This is a genomic window from Bradyrhizobium cosmicum, from assembly GCF_032290525.1.
GTDB lineage: Bacteria > Pseudomonadota > Alphaproteobacteria > Rhizobiales > Xanthobacteraceae > Bradyrhizobium > Bradyrhizobium cosmicum_A.
This window is the reverse complement of record NZ_JASXTA010000013.1, coordinates 114896-136053: the sequence shown is the minus strand read 5'-3', so window position 1 is coordinate 136053 and position 21158 is coordinate 114896. Positions and strand designations below refer to the sequence as shown.

Here is a 21158-nt window from a genome sequence, read left to right as displayed (position 1 = left end):
CAGCTGGTGTTCGGCCTTGTCGTGTCCGGCATCAAAAATTGCATCGGCTTGGCGGCGCCGCAGCCTCGCTTCGGCCCCGGAAAGGAATTGACCAGACGAAGTCGGTCTGCAGATAGAATGGCTTGCCGTCTTTCTGGAACCAATTCGGATCAGGTACACCGCGTTCGACGAGGAGCGTGTCCGAACCCGGCTTGAAAGCATCCTTGCCAATCAATTGTTTGCATGAATCGAGATCATCGCCGGTACCTGGCGTGATCGAGCAGACAGCTTTGGCCTGACCATTGGGCAACGACGTAAAGGGCCGTCCGGACGGTGAGAGCGCAATCTCTCGCGATATGCTGGCGGTGGCGTGACAGGTGATGCAGGATGAACGCTGGAAGCCGAATTCTACATAGTGATCCGAGACAATGGTTGGCTCGCCCGTCGGCCTGGAGAAATCGGATTGTGTGCCTCCGAGGCGATAGTTGTCCCAAACGGTGCCGGCGACCTCTTTCGGGGGCCCGTAATTGTCGAGGTCATGGCCGCCAAAATCTTCGGTCGGTGCATCCTTGTGGCGGAATGTCGCCCAGAACCAGTTCGTCAGATCCTTGGTCAGGATATGCAACGCGACGAGACCGAACTTTTTCCCCTGAAACTCCGCGGTATAGTAAGTTCCACGCTTCTCAACGGGGATCGGCGGCTTGCCCGCTTCCGGCTTCTCAAAATCAAGCCATGCCGCCTTCACCTCGATTGCATCGGAGGGAAACTGGATCGGTGGCTTCTTGCCTGCATCCACTGCGGCCGCATAACGCTTCTGTCCCTCGATGCTGAACAAGCATTGCGAGCGGACGAACTCGTAAGTCGCACGATTGAGCCTCGTTTCCCCGAATCCGCCGGCGTTGTGAAAAACGCCATCGTCGGGAGAAAAGAATATGACGGGTCCGCCGGGCGGTGGCTTGATCGGCAATGGAGGGACTTGTGCAGCTTTCTCGTCAGGAAGCGAAGTATCGTCCCACAGTGGAGGCTCGCGCCCATCACTCAGGTAGACTTCGGTGCGCGCATTGCGCCAGGTCTCCCAAACAGACGTTGAGCCCGGATCTCCAAAAGGCCTGGAGCAATCGGCCACGCCCCGTGCAATTGATTTGTCGATCGCTGGATGATTCAGCGATACGAACAAATCCCATGCGTGCTTGCTCGGCCAATCTGAGGCGTTCGCTCGATCCGGAATCGTTCGGCAGAAATTCTGAGGAGCCGCCCGCGCTTTCGACTGGCTATCGGCATAAATAGCGACACAGCAGATGGCCACGATGGCAATCGACACGCGCATCGAAATCTCCGTAGTCATTCAATATGTATTCGTTCAGGCTACCCTTGGGGGGCTGGCGGAGGTGCTTTATCGTCGCCGTTCTCCGGCGCACCGGCCGCTAGCCAGCCTTGAATATCCGCGAGAATTGCCGGGCCATCGACGCGGCTCCCGTCGGCCAGGACAACAAAATAGCCGTCGTCGGTCAGAAATGGGCCAGTCTTGGGCATCTGCGGCATGGCACACCACGAGCCCCTCAGAATTTGATTGAACGCGGAGTTGACCGCATTTGTGGGGTCGATGATGGGGACGACGTCACCGTTGCAATGCTTGTTAGGAACATTGCCTGTTATGAACGCCAGATAGGTGGTGTGCCAGAATACCCCGTGACGGCTGTTCGCAGGGTCGAGATTGGCTTTTCGCGCGATAGCGTCGAGATATTCCTGAAGCCGTGTGAAACCTATTGTCATGGCAATCACAAAGGAATGAGGCTCGAATGAATATGCACAACCTTGATGCTAATCCTATCAATTTGTCAACCCAACATTTTGTCGCTGGCATTCTCGCCAAGCCTCTTTGGCCTGAATCTTGGAGTTGCCGGCAAAAAGAAAGGCCGATGAGGACAAGGCTGAGGCTGTGTTGGCCTGGGTCAACCTTCGGCGCCGATCGGGGGGCAAACCATGTGCCGAATAACACAGCCCGGCATGCGCGTCAGATAGCGGGAAGCGCTGCGCATCGGCGAGATGGGCGAGCCAGAGTTCGCCGACGAAGGCTCCGCCGGTCCAATCACCAACGGATGTGAACGTCCATTTTCCATTCTCGGCGCGAGCCCAATGTGGCAGGCCAGCTGTCGAAGCATCTCGCGTTTGCGCAATGCGCGTCAGCATGCGCTCGCGCGCGGCGAAGAAGTCGTTGCTCACGTTTTCTCCCAAGAAACCGTTTTGGCCTCTAAGCGAAGCCAGAATTGCGTAGCGACAGGGCTTTAACGTCAGTCGCCGATGTAGACGTGACCACGCTTCTTTGCGACGTGATCAACGACCACGCTCAGCACCGCGATCACAGATCCATAGACGGGAAATATCCAGGCCATCTGCGCATGCTGCAACCACACCAGCAAATAGTGTGACGTGAGCGCATACCCGACAGCGATACCCGTCGTACGCACCGCGCGCGGCATCAGGGTGGTTGCGATGAAGCAGCAGCCGCAGCAGCGTGAATGCACGCGAGGGTCGGATCTTGTCTGCGAAGGCGCCCACGAAGGGTGCGGTGACGATCCAGATCAGGCCCATAAGGGTCGTAATCCCGTATGCACCCAGTCGGCGATTCAGGTCAAAGGTGTCGTTGATGCCGCCGGCCGAAAACTCCTTAAGGTCTGCACCGGGCGAATTCGGGAAAGGGAGGTTAGCGTGCTGGTCACGCTCCTCGGAATGCTATTCGGTTGACTTCGGGGGCGCAAAGCAGACCCCAAGCGGTCAGCGATCCTCAGCCGCCTATCTGGCCCGCGCCTCCGGCGGCCTGAATAGGCGCTTCACCGTCGGTTCGCCAGCGGCGGTGACAAGCTCGAAGTCGCTGCGGGAAGGACGCGTTCCAACACGCGCCATCGGGCGCGTCACTGCAAGTTCGAACCCAGCCGGGTCAAGCCAAGCCGTTCCGTCATCCCGTCTCACCGGTATAACGGCGTAGCTGCCGCGCGCGCCGGTGGTGCCGGTGAGGGCCGCGCGCATTTGGGACGCGGCGCCGGCAGCGCCCTCGGCACGGGATATGGATGCCTGCCAACGCAGGAAGAGCTGCGGGTCGATCCGGTCCTCGCTCTTAGGGTCATTTTGCTCATCGTCCAGCCACGCGTCGAACTCCCGACGCCTCGCACCGGCCGTCTCCCGGGTATGAGCCAAGCCTTGTGCAAGGCAGAAGGCCACGAACGGGTCGTGGGTACCCCAGCGCAGCAGCTCGCGCGCCCAGAACCCGATCCAAGGTAGGCTCGTGGTTTCTTTCCAAGCCGCCAGACTGGGGAATGTCAGCGCATCTTCTGCACCGTCGGCCCAGGCTTCCGCGACGACGGCGCCGATGGCTACACCTAGGCGGAACTCCAGGTTGTCGGCGACGAAGCGTTGCCACGACCGAAGGTCCTCGGGGGATGGGCCGGCCACATCGGGCTCGTTCATCCACCACCCGAGGACATCAGACCACCGCTCCAGGATCGCCTCGTCCGTATCCGTGCGGCGGACTCGAAAGCCGAAGCCACGGTCCCCAGAGACCAGGTCGCCCAGCGCCTCAAATAGATCGATCCTCGTCGTCGGGTCGGACGAGCCGTAGTTGTCCGCTGCGACCAACAGCTCCCGCATTCGTCGTGCTACGGCCTCGAAGCGCCGCCCCACTGCCGGCGGAAGACCGTACTGATAGAGGCGAAGGCGCTCGTCTGCGTCCGGATAGATGTGTTCGATGATGCCCGCGCCTCGGCGCACAAAGGCTTGTTCAAGCCAAAGTTCCTGAGCGGTCGCGACGGCGGTGAAGGTTGTTCGCCAAAGCGCCGCGAGCTGCGCTTCGGCACGAGCGCGTGTCATGGCTGCCTCATCGACGCGGGCAATCTCTGCGAGTGATGTGAGAAGGATTGCATCCAGTTCGTCCATGGCGTCGGCCAACCTCGCCGCCCCGTCGCTTGCACCCGTGCCAGTGTCCGCGCTGACGACAGTCGGCGCCGTCCTCTCGAGCCAATCAAGGAAAGCGTCTGGAGCCACGCCGAGGAGTCGGTTAGCACGTTCCCAGATGTGGTTGAGGAGCAGCGCGAGCGGGCCGGGCACGTCGTCGGCATCCCGTTCCTCGATCACCAGTGACGCACGCAGCCGGTCATAGTCCGCCGCCAATTCCGCGCGCTGTCGGCGCTGGGTCGCCCTCCCCGCTGCCGCTGTGGTGGAAATCTGGGTCGGGAGCGCGACAAGCGTCATGCCTTCGATGCCGCGGGCCGCGCCCGGCCGCCCAGCGCGCCCGGCGAGGTTCCGAAACTCGGCCGTGGTAAGCGGCGCAATCACTTGCTGCTCCTCAACCGGGTCCCATGAACGGCGCTTGAGTGACGTCAGGAAGATGAGATCGAACGGTAGATTGACGCCTTCGGTGAGCGTCGCCGTCGCGACCGTGATCGGGCAGATCTTGCGATCGATGAGATCGACCATGAGACGGCGCAGGCGCTGCGGCATCTGCCCATGGCTTGTAGCAATCCCGCGATCGAGCAGGAAGAGCTCGAAGGAGTCGGCGCCGCAATAGTCTAGACAGGCCGCTCGAGCCTCGTCGAACCGCGCCCTGAGCGGACCTTCGGGCGGCTGAAAGCCCACCGCGCCTTGCCAGTCTGTCCGTTCAAGCGCCTCCTTGAACCAGCGCATGGTTTGCTCAGGCTCTTGCGCCACCGAGATGAGGACGCGTTGATCTTCGTCGGCGAGGTGCAAGGCGGTCCAGAGGACGTTAAGGCAGTTGAATCGATTGAGGCTGTTCCGCCACTGCGCAGGCAACTGAGGCATCACCTCTATCTGCAGCCGGAGATAGACAGGGTCCTCCTCGCCGCGCAGGTAGAGGGGCAATCCATTCATCAGATCGAGCAGGATCACCCCTTGGGTGTTGGGCGCCGTCTCGAGCACTCCGATGACCTGGCGGGTGCTGCGATAGCGTACGCCGACCGGATTGGCATCGGGTCGGCCCTCGACCCAACGCGCGACAGGGCCAGCGGCACCGCCGGCTACGGCGGTGAGCGCAATCCGGACAACGTCCGGACGCTGAGACAAAATTCGGGACACGAGCCCTTCGAGGCGAATGGATCGATTGCTGTGGTCGGAGAAGCTCAGTCGCGTAGGCTCGTTGGCCTCAGGGACGACCTGGTGGGCTTCGTCGATGATGAGAAGGCGCAGGCGCGCCATCAACATTTTGCCGAGGTAGCGCATCAACGCATCCGCTTTCTCGACGGTGACAATCAGCACGACGGGCCGTTCGCTGGTCAGCCAGAAGTCGGTAATGCCCCAGTCTGCCCCGCCGTAAAGACCAGTGACGGTGATGTCGTGGCCGAGTTCTGAGGTCAGCTTTGCCTCGACTTCGCCGGCGAGGGCTCGGGACGGCACGGTGTAGAGCGCCAACGGCGCCTGCAAGCCCTCATCCTCCCGCAGCAGCAGTTCCTTAATGAGGGCGAGATTCGCAACCAACGTCTTCCCCGAACCCGTGGGGGTGCAGAGCGCGAAGGAGCTTTCTTCGAGCAGGCGTTGGAGGCCGTGCTGTTGTGAGGTCCAGAGGATCCCGCGGCCGCGGCTGAATTGGTCGCGGGCATAAGCCAGCAGCCGCGAGCTCCGCTCAGGCCGCAGGGCGCCGAGCGCCCGTAGCGGCCGGTAGATAGTAGCTGCGACGAAGCTGTCGGCGACGGCCCGCATGATGGTAATAACTAGCGAGGCGTCGTCGCTGAAAGTGCGGGTTGCCACGGCGTCGAGCGCACGGAGCTTGCCCATCGCGACCGCGAGCCGTTCGTCATCACCGCGGCGCAGACAGTCGGCGAGCAGCCCGAGACTTCTGACCAGCTCCACGCTGAACGCCCATCCAACCGTCGGGCCAGCTTCGCCGTCGGGCGTCTCACTGCGCATGGCAATCAGCAGCAACGCGCTGGCGTCGGCTGTCGTGAGGTCAGGGTAGCGGTGCCAGAACAAGGCGGCGCGACGCAACACACCGTCGAAGTCCGCTCTCAGAAAGGCGCTGTAGAGCCGAACGCCTTCGTGATCCGAGCGCACTTGCGACAATAGTCCGAACGCCATCGCGGGCAGCCCTCCGAGCTGATAGGCCCCTGCGGCCAGTAGCTCGATAGGAACCACACTCCGGATGGTGTCGGCGGCGCGTGAGAGCCACTCAAGGATTTCGCCGGTCCGGCGATAGCAGTCGATAGCGCGCTGCGACGCCTCGCCTTCTATTGAGCGAAAGATGTGCGCCGCATGCAGAAGCCGGCGTGCGTCGGCGAGCTGACGCGCGGAATCGCGCTCGGTCCACAGGATCGTCGGCACCTGCCAGGTCGCCTGCAGGCAACGGACATAGGTCCTGGCCTGAGCCCGGCTCAACTGGTTTTCGATGGCGAGTTCGCGCCGTACGCGCTCGGCGGCCTCGAGCCGGTCTTGGTCGCGTTGCGGCATCAGGCGTCCTCCCACAAGGTAGCGTAGAGTTGGTCGATAAGCCCGTCGCCGCACTCGAGGATAATCTCTACAACTTGGAGGTCGTGGGGCGCCGTGTACTCCGCCGGAGCTTCTTCCCAGGGGATCAGGCAGCTCAAAGCCTCGCGTCGTCTCGCCCCGTTCCCAACAAGAAGCACCAAGTTGCTTCGACCGGGCAGCGGGCCCTGACCGAACACCGCACGGTCGATCGACAGGATTGCATTGGCATGCCCGTCTGGATCTCGCTGCTCCAATAGCTTTTGCAACTGCCGAAGGCCGTGCGGGACTGGCGTGTCCCGGTTCACCTCGAACCAGATTCCCCGTCCGTTGTGCACCATTTCACCGGTGTCCTCGTCCTCCTCCTTAGGGCCGAGAAGCAAGCTCTTCACGACAGAAACCGTCAGCGACTTGCGCCACTTGGCTTCACCGGCGATTACGCGCGCAACTTCGCCCTGAGCGTTGAGGGCGATGCCGATGAAGTCAGAGCCGTGACGGCCATAGATTTCGCGCGTGCGGTTTGGATCGAACCGGAGCGCCCAGAGATATTTCTCGACGTCGTCGTGCTCGCGAAAGAGGAAGATCGGTACTCGCCATTCGTGACCGCCGACGAACTCGTTCTGGTAGGCCTCGGTTACCAGGCCGGCCACCACCTCACCGAACAGGCCGCGATGGGCTTTTGAGGGCAAGCAGTTGGGATAGCTGATCGGAAGCAGCCCGCCCGCCGCGTCGGGATGAAGAGATATTCCGATCTGTTCATGGAAATATTCGCGCGCATCGAGGTGGGCGGACTCAAAGTACGGACGCAACGCGTCGATGAGGTCCTGGTCGATCTTGCCCTTCTGTTCGAGAAGCAGGTGCCCGTAGTTCCGCTCTACCGTCCCATTGGGTTCAAGCCATTGGTCCAGGGCGTTGATCGGTGGTGGGCATGTATGCATTGCTTAAACTTAATCGAAATCGGTTGGATTGCCGGCTGGGCCTTCTCACAAAACACAGTGCATTAGCGAAGCCACGTCATCGGCACGAGCTTTATGCCGTCGCGCCAGCGTTGAACCGTGGAAGTTCGGAACCACGCCTGGAGAAGGTCAACGTGGTCCGCAACGATGACCTGCATGTTGGGGGCCATGGTCGTGCAATATTCGAACAGCAGCCTGTACAAGCGGGCAACCGCCGCTTGATCCTCGTCTTCAGCGCCGGAAATCTCACCGAGGTCCTTGTCCTTTGGATAGTGAGCTTGGGAGGGCTGGTCGAGCATTAGAAACGCCGGCACTGGCCGATCGAGTGTGCGAAAGAGCTTGTGGAGAGCCAAGTGCGCGGCCACGTGATATCCAACCCAGTTCTCCCCGCTGCCGATTTGGGGCAGAGACAGCGGTCCGTGCACGGTGTCAGCGACGACGGTGAGGTTCTTTCGGTCCAAGCGGAGGCTGTTCTCGCCGTGCTCCAGCTGAAGCCGGCTAGCGTATTCGGTGATGTCGCGTCCGACCAAGCTGAGGGCCGTCGTTAAGCGCTCCTCCATCGCCTCCTGGTCCAGGGCGGTTTCCAACTCGACCACTTCGGCTCTCACCCTAGCGATCTGCAGGCGAAGCCCCTCGCCGTCCGACAGCGTGCGTGCATTCTCGAGGTAGTAGCCGATGCGGCCCGCCACACGGGCCTGCTCGGTGAACAGGTCTTGCTCGATGCGAAGCCGCTCGTTGTCGGCGATCCGGGTCGTGATGTCTCGCTGGACGATCGTCAACTCCTCTTCCAGCGTCGTTCGTTTCGTTTCGAGCTCCGCGATCTGGCCCTGCAGACGCGGATTGTCCCGTCGCACGGCACTAAGCTGACGGTCCATCCGATCGAGCGAACGCCGAATCTCGTCCACCGAGGGCACGGCCACAGCCAACTGGCTGTCGCAGAGCGGACAAGTCTCATGCCCCTCCGCGCCATGTCCAACCAGGCCGATCGATGCCAGTCGCGCCTGCTGCTCGCCAGCCTCGGCTTCGAAGTCCGATGCCTCTCGCGTCAATCGTTGCAGATCCTTGATCTCGTCCCGCAACTCCTGAAGCTCAGAGCGAATGCGGCGGCGCCGATCCTCCAGATCCGTCAAGTCAGCCGCCGGATCGTCCGTCTTCGCATACTCTAGAGACCGCGGCGCGGCCGCTTGACCTAGGAGGCTCCGAACCCCCTCGAGCGACTCAGCCAAGACGTCGAGCGGCAGCAAGCCGATGCGCTTGGCCTCCTGTAGGAGGTTGCGAGCCGTCCCGGATGCTTCGTCGGCCAGCGCCCGAGCGTCAGCGTAGTCACGCTCCAAGCTCCTCAATCGGCGGCGAGCGTCTTCGTACCGTTTTTGCTTCAGATAGTGATCTTCGCCCATGGCGCCGACGAAGTACGGAAGCGTGTCCTTGATGGCCTGCGGAATCCGCTCTTCACCTTGCCGGTGGAAGAGTAGACGGCGGTTGGCAATTTCGTCCTGGTTCTGAAGGCAGAAAAAAATTGCCTGACCGGCCGATGCCTCAAGCGGACGACGCGTCGCGCCAGGCTCCGGCACGTACAGGTTTTCCGCCACACCAAGGATAGCCGAAAGCCTCTGCCGCAACCCGTCGGCGGTGGAATTTTTCACGAGCGATGCGGTTGTTTCCGGAAAATTATCAGCATTGCGCGCGAAGTAAATTTCGTCGCTGGCCTTGCCTGCTGAGCCAGGATTTCGCCTTGCGATCAAGATGCCTTCGCCGTCGTGGTCGAAGAGCACTGCAAACCAGGAGACGCCTCGCCGAATTTCGCCCTCGGCGATCGTGCATTCTGAACGGCCCCAGCAATAATCGACAATATCCAAAAGGGCCGACTTCCCCGTCTTGGACGCGCCGGTGACGATGTTCAGCGCGCCAAGATTGAAGCGAACGTCCCGGCGCTCACCGTCGTGCGAATAGATCGCGATGGCTCTGATCTGAACGGTCAAACTCGCACTCCCAAGGTTTGCAGGACGGCGGCGGAATCCGACTGGTTGCCGAACCAGCGGCCCAGCAAACCGGCGGCCCGCCGCATCGCATCAACGTCGTCCGTTGTCGCCGAAGGCTTGGTACCCAATTTGATGGGCCGCTTCCCAACCATCACGCCGTCCGGACTGACCTTGATCGCGTCGAGCTGCGCGAGAAACATGAGCGCCTCCCGCGTCACGGGCCTGAGCCGCACTGTCCGGTCGGGAAGCGTGCTGAGCATGGTAGTGTTTTCGCCAGCCCAGGAAGCGAACGCGGTGTTGGCCGTGCCGGGGAGCGCCTTCCGCGCTCCGGGATGGAGGACCAACGGCAAGGCAACGAATGCGTAGGCGAGTGGCATCGCGCCGCCTGCCCGCTTGTGAAACTCGTTGATCATCCTAGCCAGCAATTCACCGCAGAACGCCGGGTTGAAGTGAGCCGCTTCTTCTTGCGGTCTGTCCCGCCAAGCCAGCTCGAAGCGCGTGAGCCCGGCCATCTCACTTCTCTTCCGTGCAAATTGAGACGTAGTCCCGGTGCCAGCCAACCCGAAGGTCATTGGCCAGGATGTGGTAGGACCCCACGTTCAAGAACCGGGCAGTCAAGGAGCGGAACGGGAACCGAGCGTCATTTTCGACCCATTGGTAGAGTGCCTGCCCATCCTGCTTGAGCGTTGGTTCCCCGAGGGGTGTACCGCCGTGAACGTCGCACATAGCCTCAAATCGCGGCTGCCATTCCTCAACCAACCGTTGCTCGAACTGCCCGACCTCGTCGTCGAGCACGACATGCTCTCGTGTCCATTTTGAGCGCTGCGCAAAGGCCCGATAGAAATCGCGCTTCGCAAAGCGCAGACGGTTCCCCCCGAGTCCGATGACGTGCAACTGCTGTACGAAGCGAAAGCCATCATACTCGGCGTACTCCGCTTCACCAGGCTCGGCATGTTCGAAATCGGCGACTAGGGCATCTCGCTTCAATGCGTCCCGTATGTCGTCGAGCTTCGCCTCCACTAGGCCAATCGGAATGGGCTCAGAAGGGCTCTTCACCAGTGCGGCGCAGACCCTAGGCCACCACCACCCCTCGAGTGCTTCACGCGCGGCGGCCGCTTTGCCGGCGGGGGCGACCAACCTAAGAGCATGCTCCAGTTCGTCATCCAAGTCGGCAATCAAGGGCTGGTTGTCGAGGACCTCCACCGCACTGAGGAGTGCAGACTGCATTGGCTCGGCCAGCGCGAGGAAAGCCGCGAACGCCGGCGCTAGCGCCTCGTTTGCTGACGTCTGCGCGACTTCCGTCAGGATTTCGCTTGCAGATTTCGGATTTCGCTTTGCCCCAGTTGGATAGGCGCCCGGCGGCCGAAGCAAAGCGGCCGCCGATTCGGCGCTAGCGGCTGCGGTGGTAACAAGAGCCAATTTCGCGCGCGACGGCAGCGACGGATCATCCTTGGCCGCCTCGGCCCAGATCCGAAGGGTTTTCCAGAGATCAGGGCTCGCATTGCTGAGGCTCGCGACGCGATCAATGTGATGTTTGGTTTGAAGAAGCTCGAAGGCGGTGCCGTCCTTCTCGAAGGAAATGTCGTCGAGGCGCTCGATCGAAACCTCAACTTCCGCACCACTGTTCATATGAGGAATACACAACAGCAGCGCCAGTCGAGCTTGATAGAGATACCCGACAGCTGATGCCGCAGCCGTGAAGTGATTTCCCCCGTCGCTCAATTCGCCCCCCATATGGGGTTAGCTTTACCGGCATCACAATCAAAAACAAGGAGCGACACGACCTTGACGAGCAATTGTTTCGGGTCCGTCCGGTGTGACCGCGACACAGCTGCGCTTGTTGGAGTGCTGCACCAAGCGGACGGTCGAGACGCGTCTGGCTGCAGACAGCCCCCGAACCATCGCATAAGCCGCTGCTTTTGCAACGTTATTTCTCATAGACGCTCAGCACGCTTTCCTCGCTAGTGTCACCGCTCCCGTCGAAGGCTTGAGCATGGTGCGGCGCGCTTGGCGCAGCTTGCCAGCTCAAGCAGGTCGAGTGGTCATGAACGATGATTTGGATGTGTCGTCCTTGTACAGAGGCGATGGTTAATTTGGGGTGACCTTCTCTTCAGCAATCACAGTACTAGCGACGAACAATCTTGCTTCTTCCATCACTGTGTCGTCTCGAGCTCAGATTGAAGCGTTTCGTACAAAAAGCTGCCATCTCTCCTTGAACTTGCGGCTCTGTTGCAAGGGGTCCCAACGAGGATCGACGCTATAAGATCCGCCGCCCTAACATTGGCACCGATTATGGCCACTGATCGGCATGTGATTAGTGCAATGAGCGGCATGTTCTCGCTTAAAACCTGCGTTTAGTCGCGTTCTTCGACGAACTTCACCACCAGAGTGGTCGACTGTGATCCGTCTAAGGCCGCAGCACCCATGCTCCGCATGGATTGATGAGTAGTGGCGGCGACAGAAAGGCAGCAGCGCAACGATATCAAGCGACAGGAGACGGCGCTCGTGTTCTGGCGTAGGAATAGAAAGGATGGTCGGTCGATCAATGAGAGCCGGGATCGCCTGTGACTGGCGTCGTACTCCCAGGATCGCTTGATTCCATGCTCACTTCCTTAAGTACCGTCGATCCACTAGAAAGTCGTCGCCCCAAAGCTTCGACAAAGCGATCGTAGCGCTCACCGCCCTTGGCGCGCGCTGCCGGGCTCGACTGCTCGGGCAAGGCGGGGGTAGACGTCAGCCAGAAGCGGACGAACAATGCGATCGTCTCCAGCGTGACACCGTCATTCCGTTCGAGTCGTTCCAGCATGCGTACGATGCGGTCGAGCCGCTTGGCTATGGCAGCCTCCCGCCGGTCGGAGTCGTCCGGCGAGAGGAATGAAGAGATCGCGGCCTCGGCGACCAGAGACTTGGGCTTGCCGTGACGTTTTGCGAGGGCCTCCAGGCTGCCGAAGATGCCGGGATCGAGGTAGATGCTCAGCTGGACCTTTTTCATGACGACCGCTCAAAGCCCCATTTTGTCGTCAGGGTCGAGGCTGACAGAACGTGCAAGACCCTGCATCGAGCGCCTCATGGCCTGCGCCTGGACGACGTCGGCGTCGCCATCGTCGGGGGCGGTGTCGAACTCGTCTTCGGCAAGGGGGGAGCTGATCACCACTTCCTCATGTTGCGGCAGTTCGGGTTCGCGGCGAATACCGCCATTCGTATCCCGGGCTCTGTGCTTTAAGGTCGCGAGAAGCTCGACGGAGGGCGGAATCGGCGTTTGGCCCGACCACTCATCCGGCAGAGCGATCGGTGCGGCTGGATCTGTGCCCGACGGTTTGAACATCCGGCTTTGGAATTGCGGATCCTCGTAATACCGAACCTTGCGGGCGCGCACTGGGTGCACGCCCGAGACCATCACGACCGCCTCATCGGGCGAGAGCTGCATGACTTCCCCGGGCGTGAGCAGCGGCCGGGAGGTCTCCTGGCGGCTTACCATCAGGTGGCCGAGCCATGGCGAGAGGCGATGCCCGGCGTAGTTCTTCATCGCCCGCATCTCGGTCGCGGTTCCGAGCGCGTCCGACACGCGCTTGGCGGTGCGCTCATCGTTGGTCGAGAACGCGATCCGGATATGGCAATTGTCGAGAATAGCGTGGTTCGGCCCATAGGCGCGCTCGAGCTGGTTCAGGCTCTGGGTGATCAGGAAGCTGCGGATGCCGTAACCTGCCATAAAGGCGAGCTGGCTCTCAAAGAAGTCGAGCCGGCCGAGTGCTGCGAACTCATCGAGCATGAGGAGCAGCTGCTGCCGCCGGCGGTTGGTGTCGAGGCTTTCGGTCAAGCGCCGTCCGATCTGGTTGAGCACGAGCCGCATCAAGGGCTTGGTGCGGGCGATATCGGAGGGCGGTACCACCAGATAGAGCGAGATGGGGCGAGCTCCGTCGACGAGCTCGCGAATGCGCCAATCACATCGGCCGGTGACCTTCGCGACAACGGGATCGCGATAGAGCCCCAGGAAGCTCATCGTCGTCGATAGCACGCCGGAACGTTCGTTTTCGCTCTTGTTGAGGAGCTCCCGTGCAGCCGAGGCGACCACGGGATGAACGCGCTTTCCCAGATGCGGGGTCGCCAGCATTGCATTCAGCGTCGCCTCAATCGGGCGCGACGGGTCTGACAGGAAATTGGCAACGCCGGCGAGTGTCTTGTCGGCCTCCGCGTAGAGGACATGCAGGATCGCGCCGACGAGCAAGGAGTGGCTGGTCTTCTCCCAATGGTTGCGGCGCTCGAGCGCGCCTTCGGGATCGACGAGAATGTCCGCGATATTTTGGGCGTCCCGCACCTCGTAGTCGCCTTTGCGGATCTCGAGCAGCGGATTGTAGGCGGCACTTGCCGGATTGGTCGGATCGAACAGGAGCACGGGGCCAAAGCGGGCGCGCCAGCCCGATGTCAGCTGGAAGTTCTCGCCCTTGATATCGTGGACGATGGTGGAACTCGGCCAGGTCAGAAGTGTCGGAATGACAAGGCCGACGCCCTTGCCCGAGCGCGTCGGAGCAAAGCACAGCACATGTTCCGGACCGTTGTGTCGCAAATAGTTGCGGCCAAAGCGGCCGAGCACGACGCCGTCGGGGCCAAGAAGCCCAGCACGCCGAATCTCCCGCGCATCCGCCCATTGCGCCGAGCCATAGGTCGTGACGTGCTGCGCTTCCTTGGCCCGCCAGACCGAGAGGAAGATGGCAACACCAACGGCTGCTATTCCGCCTCCAGCCGCGATGCATGCGCCCTGCATGAAGATGACGGGCGCGTAGGCGTCGAATTTGAACCACCAGATGAAAAACGCGGCTGGCTGATAGATTGGCCAGTGCCCGATCATGAACCAGGCGCGACCGAGCTGCGGCTGGAAGGCCAGACGCCAGGCCGTCCACTCGGTCGCCGTCCAGAGGAAGGCGAGCACGACCAGCGAGACGACGATCAGTTGGCTCCAGACAATCTTTGTAGCGGACATGGACCGAGGCAATGCGGCAACGCCAGCTGGTAGCGCAACGGCGATCCGCTCGGCATCGTAGTCGCGCGCAGGTTGGCGCGGAGATCGGCGGGTCAGAGCGACAGGTCGCGCTTGCGGCCGAAACTCCAATCCACCCCGCCAGGACCGGCAATGCCGCTCACCTGCCTGCCCAGTTCACGCTCCAGCGACGGTAACCAGGGCACGAGCTGGAAACCGAGGCCGTTGTCGATCATGGCGAAGCGGCCGGAGGCGAGCGATAGCCTCCGGCTGTAAACCCCTGAAACGGACTCTCCTGCCTCCGCGGCCAAATGCGCCAGCCCGGTTTCGGAGGCCAAGCGCCGCCCCACGGTCTCGAGCTCGCGGTTGCGCAGGGTGCCAATCAGGTTGCGACCAACCGTGATCTTGTCGCCGTCACGGCGGGCAAGCCCCTGCTCCGCCAGCACGTCGATCCTGTGGTCGAGCGCGTCGCGGACCTCGGCACCGAAACCAGCGCGGGAGAGTTCGACCGGCTCACGCGCGACGAGTCGGCGATCGAGCCAGGTCGCCCCTTCCGCCGCCACCTGCTGGTCAAGGTTGAGGTCTGAGCGGACGGCCAGCGCGATCCGCTGGCGGCCCCTCGTATCCTCGAAACGCCGCAGCTCTACAATGCCGCCAACTGGCCCGTCACCAGCCGCCTCGATCTCGGGGAGTTTCAGGTGATGCACGCGCCCATCGACGCCGTCGACAACGGCGAAGGCCGTGCCTCTGAGCTCATCGTCAAGCCCACGTGCGATAAGGCGGCCGATCACGGGTTCGCCATGGCGTTCGCCTTCGAGCGCCCAGGATGACGATGCGCGCGTGACGCTATCCTTTGTGAGGCTCTTGTGCAGCCGCTTGATGATATCGCCACGCTCGCCAAGCGCTCGCAGGCGCTGCTCCGCGTCAGCCGCCAGCACCCAGCGCGCCGGCCCGGCCGGCTCGGCCAGGCCCAGCCGCTCGAGGTTGCGCATCCTTCCGATCCGGATCTCCCGCAACGGGTCGCGCGCGGCTTCCCGGTCCGGCCGGAGATCAATGACCCCGTCCGCCGCCCCTGCTTCCCGGGCCAGCACGCGATCGAGTCTGGTCCAACGTTCAGCCGTCACTTCCCTGTCCAGGTTTTGGCGGATCTCCAGCTCTGATCGCGGGCCGAGTTCACGCGTGACGAGATCCCCGGCGCGGGCGCGCAAGCCCCTCGAGATATAGTCCCGGCTGATGACAAGGTCCTTGCCGTCATCGCCACGGCCCCTCACGAGGACGTGGATATGCGGGTGCTCCGTGTTCCAATGATCAACCGCCACCCAATCGAGCTTGGTGCCAAGGTCGCGCGAAGCCTGATCCATCAGTTCGCGGGTGAAGGTTCGTAAGCTTTCCAGCTCAGTGGCATCATCGGGCGAGACGATGAATCTGAAATGATGCCGATCGTCCTCGCAACGCTCGGCGAAGGCGCGGCCGTCGGCCTCATCGCCGCTAGCGTCAAAGAGCTTGCCGGGCGCTCCGTCGCGGGTGACGCCGTCGCGCTGGAGATAGCCAATATGGGCACGCAGCGCGCCTGGCGAACGCATCCGGCGCACGACGCGCGCCTTGACGATGGCGCTGCGGGCGCGGTTGTTGAGGAGCCGGGTCGCGGCAAGGCTCGCCGCGCGGCCGCGCCCAAACGTGCTGCCATGGCTGCGGCCACCATGTGAGAGGCCGCCGGCCTTCTGCGCGGCTTTGAGGGCCTGCGCCAGGAACGGTTTTGTCCGAGCCGGGCGCGTCGAGCGGATGCGGCCGGGACGGATGCGGAAATCATCGTTACCGGCCATCGTCTGCTCCGAAAGGTGTCGAAAGCTGAACCAAAATAGCGCGTTGCCGAAAGTCGCAAAGTTTGCCGGACATTGGCAATGTTTGCAGCGTGATTTGAATTTGCTGGTGATTCCTGCCCCCAACCGACCGGCCGCACCTTGCGGCTTTTACCCTGCCCTCCCCGGTCGCTCACTCCCGGCTCTCTGCCGACCACTCTCAAAGTTGCGACTGGCTTCGACATCATGCGACGAAATGCGTTTGCGATCATGGGGACTGCACCTCGCCTGATCGCCGCACAAACAGGCCAGTCGCGCGAGGGACGAGTAAAGTTGCACCCGCCCTAGACGCTGCTTTCGACGAATTCATTGTGCGGACACCGGATGCCGAGTTGGTGTCAGCCGATAAGCTCTTGGACCGCACAACAACGAGTGGCGCTTGCTGCCACGCGGCGAAGCGTCTGGCAGACGAACCACCGCTGTTGCGCTGCTCAATACCGATCAATGGTGCGAGTGTAGCGATGTAGATCTGTGTTTCAGCCGGAAGCGCTCGACCGGTGGCCAGGTGGTCCTCGTACCGTTTTGGTCCAGCATTGTAGGCTGCGAGAAACCCTGCCGATCCGAAAAGATCGAGCATCTCGCGAAGGTACGCTGTCCCAGCCATAATGTTGTCGTGAGGATCAAGCGGATCGATACCGAGATCGTAACGAACGCTCAGCTCGACCCAGGTCGCGGGCATGATTTGCATCAACCCGAGCGCTCCCCGAGGTGACATAGAGTGCGCATCACCACCGCTTTCGGCGTGCATGACAGCACGGATCCAACGCTCCGGGATGTCGAACCTATGTGAGGCTTCGGTCACGAACGCGGCGTATGCACGGCCTGGAAGCAGGCTTGAGGAGCGCGCACCTTGTGCGCGCGATCCAGCCTCCGCTCTGCCGGCTGATGGCGCTGCGAACGTCATGAGAATCCCCAAAAAGCAAGCAGCGGCTCGAGATAGCAATGTGCGGACAGCCGCCAAGGACAGAGCTCTTCCCGGCCGGCACTGAGACGGCGCAAGACGGCCGCGACGCGCGCCGATTGCCGACAATTGGGCCGGGATGGAGGAATGACGGTGCGATCGGCTGACTAGAGAGACCGCAAGCCATTGGAGCAATGCCGCCATTTGTCAGTCCTCCCTGGTCCACACCGGAACCGCTTGCCCGATGACGGTCGATGTCGGGAGCGGTCCGAAATATCTGCCGTCAAAGGAGTCCGCGGACTGCCAGTTCATGAGAAAGACCTCGTCCTCAGCGACGACCCGGCAACCCTGCCAGGCCGGCAATGGCCTGCCACGGCGGTCGCGCTCCCGTGCCTGGCCCATTTCGATGCTGTCGACGACGATTGTGAGTCCCGTTCTGCAGACGGTTTGCCCGGGCAACGCCAGCACGCGCTTGAGCATCGGAAGACCGCTCGGCAAATAGCCGTTGAAGTCGAGGAAGCTCGCAAGCGGCTCTGGTGCCCGAACGGCCACGAGCTCAGTGATGTGCAAGCGAGCGGTCTCTTGCAAACGGTAGAGGCCGATCGGCACACTTTCAGAAGCGTTCCAGATGTACGATAGCGAGGTGTCGTTGACCGGCCAAAGCGCGAGCGTTGTGGCACCACACATCGCAAGAATGGTCCTTAGCCGTCCCATCAGTATACTATCCTGCAGCGGCGAAGCCAGGCCTGGTGGCGCGCACGCGTATAAGGTCGTGGCGTTTCGTTTACGGAAAGACGGTTGTGGATGTGATGCCAATACTCGGGGGCTGCATCGGCAGGATCGATGCCGAGTGATTCCACTGCGTCGATCAACTGAAGAACGCGCTCGACCTTTCGCCAGCCAGCCAGTCGCAGCAGGCTTTCGCCGCCGGGGCTGACCCAAGGCACGGTCGAATACCGCTGCCCCGGCGTGATCGCGCGCAGAATGTCGATGCGAGACAGGATGGTTCCGAAGTCATTGGACGTCCAGCGCACGAACGCAAAGATGCTGCCTGGCACAAACGAGAGAATGCGCCTGTGATGGTCAATGACCTTTTCCGATATAGGCTTGCCGAACCGGATTCGGTTCTCGATCCGCTTCTCGAGCCACAAGAGTTCAACAGTTGTGAGGTCGCTCACCTGGCCACTCCATAGTCATGAAAGGAATTTTGGACATGCCAACGGGTGCGCTGCCGCCTGCGCATCGAAGTCAGAGCCTTGGTTTCGGCAGAATGGTCGTGATGAAGCGTCGATGATCGGCGTTGTCGAAGCGATGCAGCGCTCCTGCTGCTGCCGAGGATCGCAGCCGGATGGCTCCAATTCGTTACAAGGAATCCAAAGGAGTCCAGGTTAGCCGGGGTACTGACCTGTGCCCCCTCGCCGGCCGCGCTGCTGCGAAAATGCTTCGCAACGACCCGCGAACGGAACGCGCGGTGCGTGCCGGCGATCGGCGGTGGAGGCGCATGATTGACTTCTATGCAGGGCTCGACGTGTCGCTGGAGGCGGCCAACGTTTGCGTGGTGTACGGCGACGGCAAGGTCGTCCGGGAAGCGAAACTCGCGACCGATCCGGACGCGATCGAGCTGTTCCTGGCGGAATGGGGGATCCAACTGAAGCGCGTCGACCTGGAAGCGTTCTCGTACAGTGCCTGGTTGTTCACGGCGCTTGCCGACAAGGGCCTGCCCGTGATCTGCATCGAGACCCGGCACGCCAAGGCGGCGGTGAATGCGATGCTGAACAAGACCGACAGGAACGACGCCGAAGGCATCGCGCAAACGACGCGGACCGGCTGGTTCCGCGCGGTTCATGTCAAGTCGGAGAGCGCACAGACGTCGCGCGCGCTGCTGGTCGGGCACAAGACGATGCGCGGCAGAATGCCGTACATGGAGAACATGATCCTCGGCCTGTTGCGCCCGTTCGGCCTCAAGGTCGGCGAGATCTCGGTCGGCCGTTTTGACGCGCGGGTGCGCGATCTCTTGGCCGGGAAGAAGGAATTGGAAGCGATCGTCGCGCCGCTGTTGGACGCCCGCAATGCGATGCGTCTGCAGCTGGCAAAACCGCACCGTACGGTCCTGATGGCGACGCGCAGCGACAGCGCCGTGCGACGGATGAGGACCGCGCCCGGTGTCGGCGCGCTCGTGGCGCTGACGTTTCGCGCGACCGTCGATAATCGGGCGCGAATCAAGAAGACGACCAATGTCGGCGCCCATTTCGGGCTGACGCCACGGCGCTATCAGTCGGGGCAGGCCGACCGGATCGGCAGCATCTCCAAATGTAGCGATGAGCTGACGCGGGCGATGCTGCACGAGGCTGCGATTGCGATCCTCACGCGCATTCCGAAGATTTTTAAGCTGCGGCTGTGGTGCCTGCGGCTGGCCAGGAAGAAGGGTCTTAAGCGCGCGGCGACGGCAGTGGCGCGCGCGCCCGCCGTGCTGCAGCACAGGATCGGGATCGGTGGTTCGAACTTCCAGTTTGACGCCAGCGGCAAGCGCGGCCGGGTCGCTGCGGCGGCTTAAAGGCCTCCGCGACCCGGCCGCCTCCACGCGCGCCTTTTCCTTCCGCCACGGCGGAGCGGCGTCTCCCGAGAGAACGGCGATGTTGGTGAGATCACAACCTTTCTTGCCGGCGGCTTCATGCACACCTTTGAAGCCATCAAGCACGGCGCTGGTTAGCCTGACCGCCCATGCTCCAGATTCCGGCATGTGGTGGCCGTCGTGCCAACCAGGGACGTTAGCGAGTTCTCCTCGACGAGCGAGCTGCCGCGAAAGGACGTGACGCGCATCAGGCGATGAAGTCGACGCCAACGACCGCGAAGAAGCGCGCGTGATCGCGTTCGCACGCGCAGATTGGAGAAAAGAATCGCGTTGCAGAGAAGTTCTGCGCATGGAAGAATCCGCGCATAAGGCATCCTCGCTGCATGCACGACCGGCTTGTTCACAACGCGCTGATTCACAACAACAAGTTAGTGTCAGCACGTTAGTAAAGTTACGGGAGCAGGAAGTCTTGGCGCCGCAAAACCTTAGCTCCGATTCCGGTCCTCGATAGCACGAGCATCGCGTCCCCGATGGCACGAGGGTTGTGGTCCCTGATAGCACGAGCGAATTCACAGCTTATCCCCAGCGGGAAGGACGAGGCCGCGCTTGCGCAGTCGATTGCTCAACAGTCCGATTGGGACTGGTGCGAAATTCAATCGCTCTTCGCCACTCGCATCATGCGTGATGATGAGCCGATAGCCCGGCAATGTCTGACGACGGACGATCTGACGCAGGTCGTAGGCAAAATGTTTAAGCGGCGACAGGCTCCCGGACTTCGCATGCAAGTGCACGAGATCGAAGCTCCAACCGCCATTCTGACGGCCGCCGTGCTTGCGGACGAGGCGATAAAGCCAGCGCTCCAATCCACCGGTCAGATCGAAATAGGCGCGGTCAATCGTCAGCACGAGCGCTTCATCGAGAACGCCCGTGTAGAACCAATCGGGCAGGATCAGCTCGATTCCACGGGCATGCCCGTGCAGATCGGCTGTCTCTTTCCATTCGTTGATCCAGGAGAAGCGATGCCGCCGCCGTTCGCTCGGCTGCCGGATCGATGTCATCACAGTGGTCGATTGCAGCCGGTCGAGCGCAGCCTTCAGGCGGTCGTAGTCGCGCACGCTGGTGCCGCGGCCGACGAAGGTCAGGATCTCGTAAGGGGTCGCTGCCATCAGCCGGGACGTTTTCAGGCCGGCATCACGGGCTTCGACAATCTGCGAGGCAGCCCAGATCAGAACGTCCGCGTCCCAGATCGTCGCCATGCCATGTTCCGGCACGGCCTCGACACGAATGGTGACGGTGCCGGCGCGGAAATCGATGGCCACATTGCGCTTCGATTTTGCCAGCGAAAAGAACGGATAGGCCATCAGGTCTTGCGCGTCCCGTGGCGCCAGATCGCCGGGCAGGGCGCGAAACAGATCGAGTTGGTCGCGCTCTGATCGACGCCGCCTGCTTGCAGTGGAGTTGCTGTCCGGCAT

General features: G+C 62.0%; 17 protein-coding genes. 1 reads left to right on the top strand and 16 read right to left on the bottom strand.

What is annotated here, in order from left to right:
- Positions 1 to 31 precede the first annotated feature (31 nt).
- From QSV46_RS23330 to QSV46_RS23260, 15 genes are all read right to left on the bottom strand, one after another.
- A complete protein-coding gene (locus QSV46_RS23330) occupies positions 32 to 1306 on the bottom strand; it encodes a hypothetical protein (protein WP_314957187.1) in 1275 nt (424 codons plus the stop codon).
- Positions 1307 to 1344: 38 nt separating this feature from the next.
- Positions 1345 to 1752 (bottom strand): hypothetical protein, encoded by a 408-nt coding sequence (locus tag QSV46_RS23325; RefSeq protein WP_314957185.1) that lies wholly within the window; start codon positions 1750 to 1752, stop codon positions 1345 to 1347.
- A gap of 57 nt (positions 1753 to 1809) precedes the next feature.
- Complete coding sequence (locus tag QSV46_RS23320) at positions 1810 to 2202, bottom strand: hypothetical protein (RefSeq protein WP_314957183.1); 393 nt, start codon at positions 2200 to 2202, stop codon at positions 1810 to 1812.
- Between the two features lie 68 nt (positions 2203 to 2270).
- Positions 2271 to 2504, bottom strand: a complete 234-nt coding sequence (locus QSV46_RS23315; RefSeq protein ID WP_314957182.1) for a hypothetical protein — start codon at positions 2502 to 2504, stop codon at positions 2271 to 2273.
- Positions 2505 to 2772: 268 nt separating this feature from the next.
- Positions 2773 to 6429, bottom strand: coding sequence for a DEAD/DEAH box helicase (locus QSV46_RS23310; protein WP_314957180.1), 3657 nt, complete (start codon positions 6427 to 6429; stop codon positions 2773 to 2775).
- Complete coding sequence (locus QSV46_RS23305; RefSeq protein WP_314957178.1) at positions 6429 to 7382, bottom strand: aminotransferase; 954 nt, start codon at positions 7380 to 7382, stop codon at positions 6429 to 6431. The genes QSV46_RS23310 and QSV46_RS23305 overlap by 1 nt, the downstream gene beginning before the upstream one ends.
- Positions 7383 to 7444: 62 nt before the next feature.
- Positions 7445 to 9379: a DUF3732 domain-containing protein gene (locus tag QSV46_RS23300; protein WP_314957176.1), complete on the bottom strand. Its 1935-nt coding sequence runs from the start codon at positions 9377 to 9379 to the stop codon at positions 7445 to 7447.
- Positions 9376 to 9891, bottom strand: coding sequence for a three component ABC system middle component (locus QSV46_RS23295; protein WP_314957174.1), 516 nt, complete (start codon positions 9889 to 9891; stop codon positions 9376 to 9378). Before QSV46_RS23295 ends, QSV46_RS23300 begins: the two co-directional genes overlap by 4 nt.
- A gap of 1 nt (position 9892) precedes the next feature.
- Positions 9893 to 11101 (bottom strand): ABC-three component system protein, encoded by a 1209-nt coding sequence (locus tag QSV46_RS23290; protein ID WP_314957171.1) that lies wholly within the window; start codon positions 11099 to 11101, stop codon positions 9893 to 9895.
- A gap of 820 nt (positions 11102 to 11921) precedes the next feature.
- Positions 11922 to 12371: a hypothetical protein gene (locus QSV46_RS23285; RefSeq protein WP_007600304.1), complete on the bottom strand. Its 450-nt coding sequence runs from the start codon at positions 12369 to 12371 to the stop codon at positions 11922 to 11924.
- 9 nt (positions 12372 to 12380) lie between these two features.
- On the bottom strand, positions 12381 to 14357 hold the full coding sequence (locus QSV46_RS23280) for a conjugal transfer protein TraG (RefSeq protein ID WP_314957167.1): 1977 nt from the start codon (positions 14355 to 14357) through the stop codon (positions 12381 to 12383).
- Positions 14358 to 14449: 92 nt separating this feature from the next.
- Complete coding sequence (locus QSV46_RS23275; protein ID WP_314957165.1) at positions 14450 to 16177, bottom strand: relaxase/mobilization nuclease domain-containing protein; 1728 nt, start codon at positions 16175 to 16177, stop codon at positions 14450 to 14452.
- Between the two features lie 244 nt (positions 16178 to 16421).
- Positions 16422 to 17117: a lytic transglycosylase domain-containing protein gene (locus QSV46_RS23270; protein WP_314957163.1), complete on the bottom strand. Its 696-nt coding sequence runs from the start codon at positions 17115 to 17117 to the stop codon at positions 16422 to 16424.
- 204 nt (positions 17118 to 17321) lie between these two features.
- Positions 17322 to 17828, bottom strand: coding sequence for a S26 family signal peptidase (locus tag QSV46_RS23265; RefSeq protein WP_314957161.1), 507 nt, complete (start codon positions 17826 to 17828; stop codon positions 17322 to 17324).
- Complete coding sequence (locus QSV46_RS23260; RefSeq protein WP_314957159.1) at positions 17828 to 18292, bottom strand: DUF2840 domain-containing protein; 465 nt, start codon at positions 18290 to 18292, stop codon at positions 17828 to 17830. Before QSV46_RS23260 ends, QSV46_RS23265 begins: the two co-directional genes overlap by 1 nt.
- Before the next feature lie 323 nt (positions 18293 to 18615).
- On the opposite strand from QSV46_RS23260, the gene QSV46_RS23255 reads away from it, so the two are divergent.
- Positions 18616 to 19668 (top strand): IS110 family transposase, encoded by a 1053-nt coding sequence (locus QSV46_RS23255; RefSeq protein ID WP_314957157.1) that lies wholly within the window; start codon positions 18616 to 18618, stop codon positions 19666 to 19668.
- A 587-nt stretch (positions 19669 to 20255) separates the two neighbouring features.
- Here the strand turns inward: QSV46_RS23255 and QSV46_RS23250 are convergent.
- On the bottom strand, positions 20256 to 21158 hold the full coding sequence (locus tag QSV46_RS23250; protein ID WP_314957155.1) for a replication initiator protein A: 903 nt from the start codon (positions 21156 to 21158) through the stop codon (positions 20256 to 20258).

Coding starts and splice junctions, on each gene's coding strand:
- QSV46_RS23330 (WP_314957187.1), bottom strand. CDS start 1,306: ATGCGCGTGTCGATTGCCATCGTGGCCATCTGCTGTGTCGCTATTTAT.
- QSV46_RS23250 (WP_314957155.1), bottom strand. CDS start 21,158: ATGCCGGACAGCAACTCCACTGCAAGCAGGCGGCGTCGATCAGAGCGC.
- QSV46_RS23305 (WP_314957178.1), bottom strand. CDS start 7,382: ATGCATACATGCCCACCACCGATCAACGCCCTGGACCAATGGCTTGAA.
- QSV46_RS23285 (WP_007600304.1), bottom strand. CDS start 12,371: ATGAAAAAGGTCCAGCTGAGCATCTACCTCGATCCCGGCATCTTCGGC.
- QSV46_RS23265 (WP_314957161.1), bottom strand. CDS start 17,828: ATGGGACGGCTAAGGACCATTCTTGCGATGTGTGGTGCCACAACGCTC.
- QSV46_RS23270 (WP_314957163.1), bottom strand. CDS start 17,117: ATGACGTTCGCAGCGCCATCAGCCGGCAGAGCGGAGGCTGGATCGCGC.
- QSV46_RS23310 (WP_314957180.1), bottom strand. CDS start 6,429: ATGCCGCAACGCGACCAAGACCGGCTCGAGGCCGCCGAGCGCGTACGG.
- QSV46_RS23275 (WP_314957165.1), bottom strand. CDS start 16,177: ATGGCCGGTAACGATGATTTCCGCATCCGTCCCGGCCGCATCCGCTCG.
- QSV46_RS23325 (WP_314957185.1), bottom strand. CDS start 1,752: ATGACAATAGGTTTCACACGGCTTCAGGAATATCTCGACGCTATCGCG.
- QSV46_RS23255 (WP_314957157.1), top strand. CDS start 18,616: ATGATTGACTTCTATGCAGGGCTCGACGTGTCGCTGGAGGCGGCCAAC.
- QSV46_RS23280 (WP_314957167.1), bottom strand. CDS start 14,357: ATGTCCGCTACAAAGATTGTCTGGAGCCAACTGATCGTCGTCTCGCTG.
- QSV46_RS23295 (WP_314957174.1), bottom strand. CDS start 9,891: ATGGCCGGGCTCACGCGCTTCGAGCTGGCTTGGCGGGACAGACCGCAA.